7 protein-coding genes are annotated in these 5,575 nt (G+C 60.4%); 4 read left to right on the forward strand and 3 right to left on the reverse strand.

Features of this window, described 5'->3' with window-relative positions; all coding sequences use genetic code 11:
• From PRZ01_RS19010 to PRZ01_RS19025, 4 genes are all read left to right on the forward strand, one after another.
• Positions 1-472: DUF3304 domain-containing protein (locus PRZ01_RS19010; RefSeq protein WP_273598420.1), on the forward strand; the 472-nt coding region annotated here is incomplete at its 5' end.
• Positions 469-1,014, forward strand: a complete 546-nt coding sequence (locus tag PRZ01_RS19015; RefSeq protein ID WP_273598421.1) for a DUF3304 domain-containing protein — start codon at positions 469-471, stop codon at positions 1,012-1,014. The genes PRZ01_RS19010 and PRZ01_RS19015, both read left to right, overlap by 4 nt.
• Positions 1,011-2,918, forward strand: a complete 1,908-nt coding sequence (locus PRZ01_RS19020) for a T6SS phospholipase effector Tle1-like catalytic domain-containing protein (protein ID WP_273598422.1) — start codon at positions 1,011-1,013, stop codon at positions 2,916-2,918. Before PRZ01_RS19015 ends, PRZ01_RS19020 begins: the two co-directional genes overlap by 4 nt.
• A gap of 300 nt (positions 2,919-3,218) precedes the next feature.
• Positions 3,219-3,734: a tetratricopeptide repeat protein gene (locus tag PRZ01_RS19025; RefSeq protein WP_273598423.1), complete on the forward strand. Its 516-nt coding sequence runs from the start codon at positions 3,219-3,221 to the stop codon at positions 3,732-3,734.
• 139 nt (positions 3,735-3,873) lie between these two features.
• Here PRZ01_RS19025 and PRZ01_RS19030 read toward each other — a convergent pair whose 3' ends face one another.
• The 3 genes from PRZ01_RS19030 to PRZ01_RS19040 form a co-directional block, all read right to left on the reverse strand.
• Positions 3,874-4,566, reverse strand: coding sequence for a methyltransferase domain-containing protein (locus PRZ01_RS19030; RefSeq protein ID WP_273598424.1), 693 nt, complete (start codon positions 4,564-4,566; stop codon positions 3,874-3,876).
• Positions 4,563-5,204 (reverse strand): glycosyltransferase family 32 protein, encoded by a 642-nt coding sequence (locus PRZ01_RS19035; protein WP_273598425.1) that lies wholly within the window; start codon positions 5,202-5,204, stop codon positions 4,563-4,565. The genes PRZ01_RS19030 and PRZ01_RS19035 overlap by 4 nt, the downstream gene beginning before the upstream one ends.
• A gap of 56 nt (positions 5,205-5,260) precedes the next feature.
• Positions 5,261-5,575 (reverse strand): hypothetical protein (locus PRZ01_RS19040; RefSeq protein ID WP_273598426.1); only part of this gene is annotated, 315 nt, incomplete at its 5' end.

Genomic DNA, 5,575 nt, shown 5'->3' on the forward strand with positions numbered 1-5,575 from the left:
CTGCAAAGCCAAAGACGACAGTGCCAATGAATCCCTGGGGGTGTCCATCACGGGCATCAACTACACCGCTGAGGGGGTGCAGAGCTTTTATGTCAATGGCGCTTGGGCCGGCAATTTGCCGTCCTACGGTGGCGGCGGAAAAACCGCAGGCGGCATCTTTTTGCCGCGCCGCTGGACGCCTGATTTGAAGGTGACGGTGGACTGGACCATTGGGCACTACACCAAGCCTTACCAAGAACGCAAAAACCTGAATGCCAGCGAAACACGCGCCTGCTGCTGGGCCGAACGCACCCTCAAGCTCACTGTGCCCGTGCAGAAGTACGACGAGCCCGCCCGCCTGCAGGTGTTCTTCTTGCCGGATGACAAGTTGGAAGTCTGGGTCTACGACTCCAGCACGATTGACCCAAATCACCCTTCACATCGCCCCTATCCAAAAGACCCACGCCCCCATGACCCGGAGGAGGATAAATGAGCATCACGCCCATCATGAAGCGCCTCATTCTGCTGCTGTGGGCCGTGGCCTTGAGCCTGGGATTAACTGCCTGCAAAGCCAAAGACGACAGTGCCAATGAATCCCTGGGGGTGTCCATCACGGGCATCAACTACACCGCTGAGGGGGTGCAGAGCTTTTATGTCAATGGCGCTTGGGCCGGCAATTTGCCGCCCTACGGTGGCGGCGGAAAAACCGCAGGCGGCATCTTTTTGCCGCGCCGCTGGACGCCTGATTTGAAGGTGACGGTGGACTGGACGGTGGGGCATTTCACCAAACCCTACAAGGAATACAAGGCTCTGCCCATTAACCAAATTCTTGCCTGCTGCTGGGCCGAACGCACCCTCAAGCTCACTGTGCCCGTGCAGAAGTACGACGAGCCCGCCCGCCTGCAGGTGTTCTTCTTGCCGGATGACAAGTTGGAGGTTTGGGTGACGGACTTGGGCGTTCAACACCCTGACCATCCTTCTGGCCGACCCAATCCCAAAGACCCACGCCCCCATGACCCGGCGGAGGATAAATGAGCATCACCCCACTGACCACGCAGAGCACTTGCCTGCGCCCCTTGGACAAGGCCGAGTTCATGCAGCGTGCTTGTGGACTGGGCCTGGACCAGGGCTGCGTCTACAAATGCCAGGTGCCCATCTGGGTAAACTTTTTCTTCGATGGTACCAATAACAACCTCTACCGCGACCAGCCCAAGAAGTCGCACAGCAATGTCGGCGTACTGTTTAACACCAGTCGAGACAATCAAGATGAGGGCTACTTTGCGCATTACATCCCGGGTGTGGGCACGCCGTTTCCAGACATCGGCGAGTATGGTGAGTTACCCGAAGGCAAGAGCCAGGGCGCTGGCGGTGATGCCCGCATCAATTGGGCCTTGTTTCAACTCCTCAATGACGTCCACTGGATCAGTCACAAGGCGCTTCTCTTCAAAGAAGACGAGGCTCGAAAAATCTCCACCCAAGCCCCCATGTGTGCCGATGTGCTCCACAACGGCGTGCTGGGTGAGGCGGGCAATAACCTGCAAGGCAAGCGGACTTACTTCAGCAACATCCTGGTGCCGCGTTTGCAGAAAGCACTGGTGGGCGAAGAGGGGCGGCGCCGCCTGCCCGAGGTTGTGCATGTGAATGTGGCGGTGTTTGGCTTCTCGCGCGGGGCCGCCGAGGCCAGGGCGTTTTGCTTCTACTTGGACCATCTGCTGGACAAGGGCCAACTGCTGGCAGGCATCAAGGTGGAGGTGCAGTTTCTGGGCCTGTTTGATACCGTGGCCTCGGTGGGCGTGGCGGACGCCTCACCCTACATCCCCTTTCGCGGCTTTGGCGCCTGGGCCAATGGCACGCTGGACATTCCCACGCCCCTGGTCAAGCGCAGCGTGCACTTTGTGGCCGCTCATGAGATTCGCAAAGCCTTCCCGCTTTCCAGCGCCCGCATGGGCAAGACGGCCTACCCGCCGCACTGCACTGAGGTGGTCTACCCCGGCGCGCACTCTGATGTGGGCGGCGGTTATGCCCCCGGCGAACAAGGCAAGGCGCTGCGGGACCGCAGCCGCTTGCTGTCGCAGGTGCCGCTGGTGAATATGTATCTGGAGGCGATGAAGGCTGGCGTGGCGCTGTTGTCGGCGGATCAGTTGATCAAGGCTGGCGCTGCAGGCGCGAGAACCGTTGCCGATCTTGACATCCACCCCGACACCAGCCGCCTGTTTGAGGCCTACGCCAAGGCTCAGTGGAAGTCTGCCGATGTGGTGGAGGAACACCTCAAAGCGCAAATGCAGATGTACTGGCGCTGGCGCGCCAATGTGACCCGCCGCCGCGCCAGCAACGCCAAGGTGCAGCCCCCGCTGGCGGGCCTGACCACGCTCAAAAGCTACGAGGCCGCCTCGCCCCAAGAGCGCCTGGATCTGATGGGCAGTGAAAAAGACTTTGTGGCGGACACCGTCGCCTTTGACAGCAGCCCAGGCCAGGACAGGGCGGCGCGCAGCGCCTACCTCAGCACGGCGGCACGTGGCGTGGTGAGCCCGGAGGTGGACGAATTCTTTGACACCCTGATGCACGACTCACATGCCAGCTTCTACATGGTGGGGCCGGTCACGGAGCAAGACAAGCGCGACAAAGTGGCCCAGGTGGCGGCCAAGGGCCAGCGCGTGGCTGAGGCGCAAGCCGTGTGGGACCGCTGGAACAGCCGACCCAAAGTGGGCGCCGCCAACCCGCCCGTGCCAGAACCCTTGAGCCCGCTGGAGCAGCGCATCCTGGCCCACCAAAAAGAGCATCCTGGCGAGTTCCCACCGGTGTCTGACGCCGAGACGGCCGATTTGCTGGCCCTGGAATCGCTCACCACCCGCATGGCCGTCAAAACCGTGGCCGGCACGACGCGGCGCGAGGAGGGTGGGCATATCCGCTACCGCAAGGTGTTTGATACCAGTACGTGATGCGGGGAGGGGGATGGCCGTACATAGGAGTTGCCTGTGCTTGTCGAGAACGACGACAGGGCCGGGCGAGCCTTGCGTTGCTTTCGGCCTGCTGCTGCTTGAGTCGGCGCAGAGAAGCCCATGCAAGTCCGGTCTTTTCTCACGAATGGACGAGGTCGTAAGTTCTAAAGTTCGCTTCACTGGAGTCGAGCGGGCGAGGGTGTCCCAAGTCGCATGGCTCTTCAGATTCCTGAGTCTGTGTGGGTCTCCTTGTTCAACAGGCCTTTACAGATGGATGCCGTTAATTATTTGGAGATCCCTATGCAAGCCATGACGCAAGCCAAGTCGCAAGCACCGATGCCCGTTGCGGCGCAGGCGATCCAGAATGAACCCCTGCCCAACGGCCTTAGCGTGGAGGCAGCTTTGCTGCTGGCGCAGGCGCGCAATATGGCTTTCTCCGAAGCAGCTCAAGGGCGCATTGGGAGTGGTTTGATGGTTTTGCAAGAGGCGCTTGAGTTTGAGCCCATGTCGCACGACCTGCTCAGTGACATGGCCGCCTTACTGTTGAGCGCGGGCCAAATGGAACACGCGCAAACGGCGGCTGAGCGTGCCTTGGCTGTGCAGCCTGATCACGGCGCCAGCCTGTATACGCTGGCCTTTGCGCTTTCTGGTCAGGGTCATGTCTTGCGTGCTCGTGAGACTTTGCAGCAATTGCTGAGCGGCGCCGCGCTGGAAAGCCTGCAACGCGAAGCGCCCGACCTGCTGCCCGTGGCCCGCAATGAGCTGGGCCGCATCAATGCCTTGTTGGTGGATGTGGGGATCGGCCGGGCCGCTTGACGGCAGGACGCTTGTTGCGTCCCCGCGCTCTCTCGTAGCAACGCCCCTGTATCAACCGCCATGCGCGGGCTGATGCAGGGGCGTTGCTATTTCGGCCGTGCTGAAATCGCTGAAGGTGCTTTCAGCGTGGCCAGCCAGGTCAGGCTGTTTTGCCCCCCGCAGCCTCTACTGCCTTGGGCCCAGCGATCGCCAGCAACGACATGCGGTTGAAGAACCACAGACCTTGTAAGTTCCAGTCGGTGTACTTGCGCAGCACATTGCTCAGGGTGAAGGGTGTATACCAGCAGTTGTGATCGGGGTGAACCACCTCGACAAAGCTCTGGGCGCCGCTGCTGTAGTCAAAATGGCGACGAAAGCAGCTGAAGGCATCCGGCACGGTGATCACATATTGATCCGCACCCAAGGCTTGCAACTGCTGCAGAAAACCCTGCACGTCGGGCACATGCTCCATCACCTCGGGCACGAGTACCAGGTCGTAGTGATCGGTGACATCTTCCCAGCGAGAGAACAGGCGGCCGTTGAGGTGCGGCTGCATCAGGGCAAAGGCTTCGTGATTGATGTCAAACCCATCCAGTTGGCAGACGCCGTCGAGTTGCAGGTGCAGGGATTGGTTCAGATTGGTGATGGGCCAGTCCACGCAGCCCACATGCAGCACGCGCTTGCCGGTGCACATGGGAATGAAAACTTCCAATCTCGACTGACCCATCAGTGCCTCGCTGACGGGTACCTTCTGGACAAAGTAGGGTGCATGCGCCAGCTCCAGTGGAGACACCGGCAGATCAAGGGCGGGGTTGCGCTCGGCCTGATCTTGTGGGGCGGCTGGGTTCGTCATGCCACTTGCCTCTTGTAGAGTTCGTCGTAATTCTTAAGCGTGCTGCCCCAGGCCTGATCGGCAAAGACTTGGCCGCCTCCGGTGTACTCGGCGCCGCTGAAATGGTGTGGGATAAAGAAGTGGCTCGGCCAGATCGTCAGCCCTGCATATTGGTGCATGCGGTGGCATTCGGTCAGAAACAACGGGCCCACGCTTTGCCAGGCCATGCGGTCATCCACGCGGGGCGTGTTTTGCAGGTCCAGAATCATCTGGCCGAAAAATGGGTTCTCGGGCACTGACGCCACGTAGCCCGCGGCAATCAGCCCGGGCCTGACGAGCTCGTTCTCCCAGCAGGCCATGGCTTCACCTTCGAACAGCCAGGGGGCCAGCGGTCGTTTGCAGATGCTGTCCGCGTCCACGACAAAGCCGCCTTCGTGGTACAGAATTTCCCAGCGCATCAGGTCGGCTACGCCGTTGAGCTCGCGCCCTGCCATGGCGCGCATGTGATTGGCGTTGATCCAGCCATAACTGGCCAACTCCTCGTTCCCCCAGACGCGCAAATTCCAGTCCGGATTGTGCGCGCGCCAGGTGGCGATGCAGTTGTCGGGACGCTTGCTTTCGTCGCCGACCCAAATCACGTGAATCGTCCGTGGAATCATGGGGGGGAGCCTTCCCTTGCGGTGTTGCCGGCCAATGTAGATGGTGGCTGGGCAACTCAATGGCTGAAAAGAATGGGCTTTGTCATCTTGTTGGCCGGGTGCGCGTGCAGGTGCGTACCCGGCCTTTGCCTTACAAGACTCCGTGGGGGCTGTTGAGGCCTGAAAGGGATGTGAATTTGCCATTTCTCCCATGACAGGGCCGCCGCAGCGCCGTGCTGGAACAGGGAGACAAAGCGGGCGTTTCTCCGGTCTTGTAGGAAGAAGCCTGACAAGGGAAGGGGAGAAAAGAGGACTTCAGGGACGGAAAAGCGCCGATGTTGGGGATTAGTTCTGGTCTTCACAATTCGTTTCAAGTTGATACGCAATTGAAA

Origin of the sequence: Roseateles koreensis (assembly GCF_028595305.1) — a bacterium.
GTDB classification, from domain to species: domain Bacteria; phylum Pseudomonadota; class Gammaproteobacteria; order Burkholderiales; family Burkholderiaceae_C; genus Paucibacter_A; species Paucibacter_A koreensis.

What these genes read in the sequence shown, in the direction of transcription:
- PRZ01_RS19015 (WP_273598421.1), top strand. Translation starts at nt 469, where the DNA reads ATGAGCATCACGCCCATCATGAAGCGCCTCATTCTGCTGCTGTGGGCC.
- PRZ01_RS19020 (WP_273598422.1), top strand. Translation starts at nt 1,011, where the DNA reads ATGAGCATCACCCCACTGACCACGCAGAGCACTTGCCTGCGCCCCTTG.
- PRZ01_RS19025 (WP_273598423.1), top strand. Translation starts at nt 3,219, where the DNA reads ATGCAAGCCATGACGCAAGCCAAGTCGCAAGCACCGATGCCCGTTGCG.
- PRZ01_RS19030 (WP_273598424.1), bottom strand. Translation starts at nt 4,566, where the DNA reads ATGACGAACCCAGCCGCCCCACAAGATCAGGCCGAGCGCAACCCCGCC.
- PRZ01_RS19035 (WP_273598425.1), bottom strand. Translation starts at nt 5,204, where the DNA reads ATGATTCCACGGACGATTCACGTGATTTGGGTCGGCGACGAAAGCAAG.